Annotated in this window: 2 protein-coding genes; both read right to left on the minus strand. The window is 45.0% G+C overall.

The window, feature by feature from the left end; translation table 11 throughout:
- Positions 1-1,494, minus strand: a 1,494-nt coding sequence (locus tag F6K49_RS42000; RefSeq protein WP_293107221.1) for an amino acid adenylation domain-containing protein, incomplete at its 3' end; no start/stop codon positions are given.
- An 18-nt stretch (positions 1,495-1,512) separates the two neighbouring features.
- Positions 1,513-2,280, minus strand: a complete 768-nt coding sequence (locus tag F6K49_RS42005) for an SDR family oxidoreductase (RefSeq protein ID WP_293107224.1) — start codon at positions 2,278-2,280, stop codon at positions 1,513-1,515.
- Positions 2,281-2,353 lie beyond the last annotated feature (73 nt).

Genomic DNA, 2,353 nt, shown 5'->3' on the forward strand with positions numbered 1-2,353 from the left:
CTTACCATTATGGGTTAGGGGCAACTCGTCTAAAACCACAAATGCCGAAGGAATCATGTATTCTGGCAGCTTTGCTTGGATAAGTCTTCGCAATTCTGGCACAATTGCTGTCCGAGATTCTTCAGCAATAGTGCTGACAAGATAAGCGACTAAGCGCTTGTCACCCGGAATATCTTCCCTAGCAATTACTGCGGCTTGTCTCACCACAGGGTGTTGAGTAAGTACTGCCTCAATTTCCCCTAGTTCAATGCGGAAACCGCGAATTTTTACCTGATGATCCCCACGACCGAGTAACTCAATATTACCATCGGCAAGATAGCGAGCTAAGTCTCCCGTTTTGTATAATTTTGACTTTTGATTGTTGACTTTTGAATTGTCAAAGGGGTTGGTGATGAATTTTTCTGCTGTTAATTCTGGGCGGTTGAGATACCCCCTGACCAGATAGTCTCCACCTACGTAAAGTTCCCCAGTTTCTCCTATGGGAACCGGTTGCATTTGCTGGTCTAAAATATAAATTGGCAGCTTAGCAATGGGGCGAGTTATAGAAAAGTTACGCGGTTCTGGTTCGGGTTGACAGTGCCAGGAGCTAACCACAATGGTTTCAGTAGAGCCGTAGATTTCAATTGCTTGGCAATTGGGAAGGCTCTCCCAAAAGCGTTGTTTGAGAGCAAAGGGAAATGCTTCCCCACCTACAAAGATTCGTCTGAGATTCCTACAATTCTTCAAGCCCGGATCTTCGAGAAAAATCGAGAGCATAGAGGAAACAAAATAAGCAACGGTAATTTGCTCTTGGGCGATTAGCCGAACTATGTAAGCACTATCTTTTTCACCGTCTGGTTTTGCTAAAACAACGCAAGCTCCAGCCATTAGAGGCCAAAATAACTCCCAGCGGCTGGACACATCAAAGCTGAGAGAGGCTTTGTGCAAAACGCGATCGCTTTTCTGATAGGGAAAAGTCTCTTGAAGCCAGCCCCAGCTTTGACAAACCGCTCTATGGGGCATCATTGCGCCTTTTGGCTTTCCGGTTGAGCCAGAAGTATAGGTAATGTAAGCTAAGTTTTCTCCTCCAACCCTACCGACTGGGTTAGTATTGCTTTCTACAGCTATTTTCTGCCAATCTGTATCCAAGCAAACTAGATATCCTTGATATTCTGGAATTTCCGGCACCAATTTCTGTTGTGTCAACAGCACTGACACTTGGGTATCATGGAGCATGAACTCCAAACGCTCCCTCGGATAGGATGGATCTAAGGGCACATAAGCCCCCCCTGCTTTAAGAATCCCCAAAAGTCCGACCACTGTATCAACAGAACGCTCAACACAAATCCCCACAAGGGTTTCCGGTTCTACACCCAAGGAGCGCAAATAGCTGGCTAACTGGTTCGCTTTATCATTCAGTTCTCGGTAGGTTAACTGCTGGTTGTCAAATACAACCGCAATCTGATCAGGTGTTCGTTCTACCTGGGCTTGAAATAACTGAGGTATTGTATCCATATCCTTTTGCCATGCACTTTAGCGAACGTATGAGGCTCCATTAATATCAATGTTGGTTCCAGTTGCCGAGGGGACTTGTCCGGACAAGAGAAAAACCACCATGGCAGCAATTTCCTCTGGCTGGGCGATTCGCTGTAGGGGAATACCTGATACAATCTCAGAGAGAGGATAGTTTTGGCTAAATTCCGCAGCCATTTCGGTATCAACAAAGCCCGGACAAATAGAATAGGCTAGTATGCCATCAGCAGCGAAGTTTCGAGCAATACTTTTGCTTAAATTACTCAGTGCTGCTTTGGAGGCTGCATAGTGTATATACTCTGGGGTGTCACCACGATGAGCTGCACGACTAGAGATGTTAACAAGAATTCCTCCTCCCTTGGACTTAAAGTGTTCTATTGCCCGTCGGGTGATGGAACTAACAGCAATCAAGTTCACCTGAAGAGTTTCAATCCATTTCTCTTCCCAGACTGACGGATTATCATCCAAGCTGAGTTCGGTCATGATGGCGGCATTATTCACAACACCATCAAGGGAATATCCCAGATTAAGAATTTCCTCTACTAATTCTTGTCCTGCTTGGGGCTGGGATAAATCTTTTTGAATGACAACACAATCAGTTTTTGCCTTGGATGCCAATTCTTTGGCTGAATCGATATGGGAATTACAGTGCAGGATAACTCGTGCTTCTGAAGAAATAAGGGATTCGGCGATGGAGTAGCCGATTCCAGTTCCCGCACCTGTTACTAGGAATGTCTTTTCTGTGATTTTTAAGCTTTGAATATTCATGGTATTGCTTCCATCAGGTAGAATTCAGGATTCCTTGCCAGGAAAAAAGTCTGGCTTCCAATTTGGTGGAACA

Source organism: Moorena sp. SIO3I6, assembly GCF_010672095.1.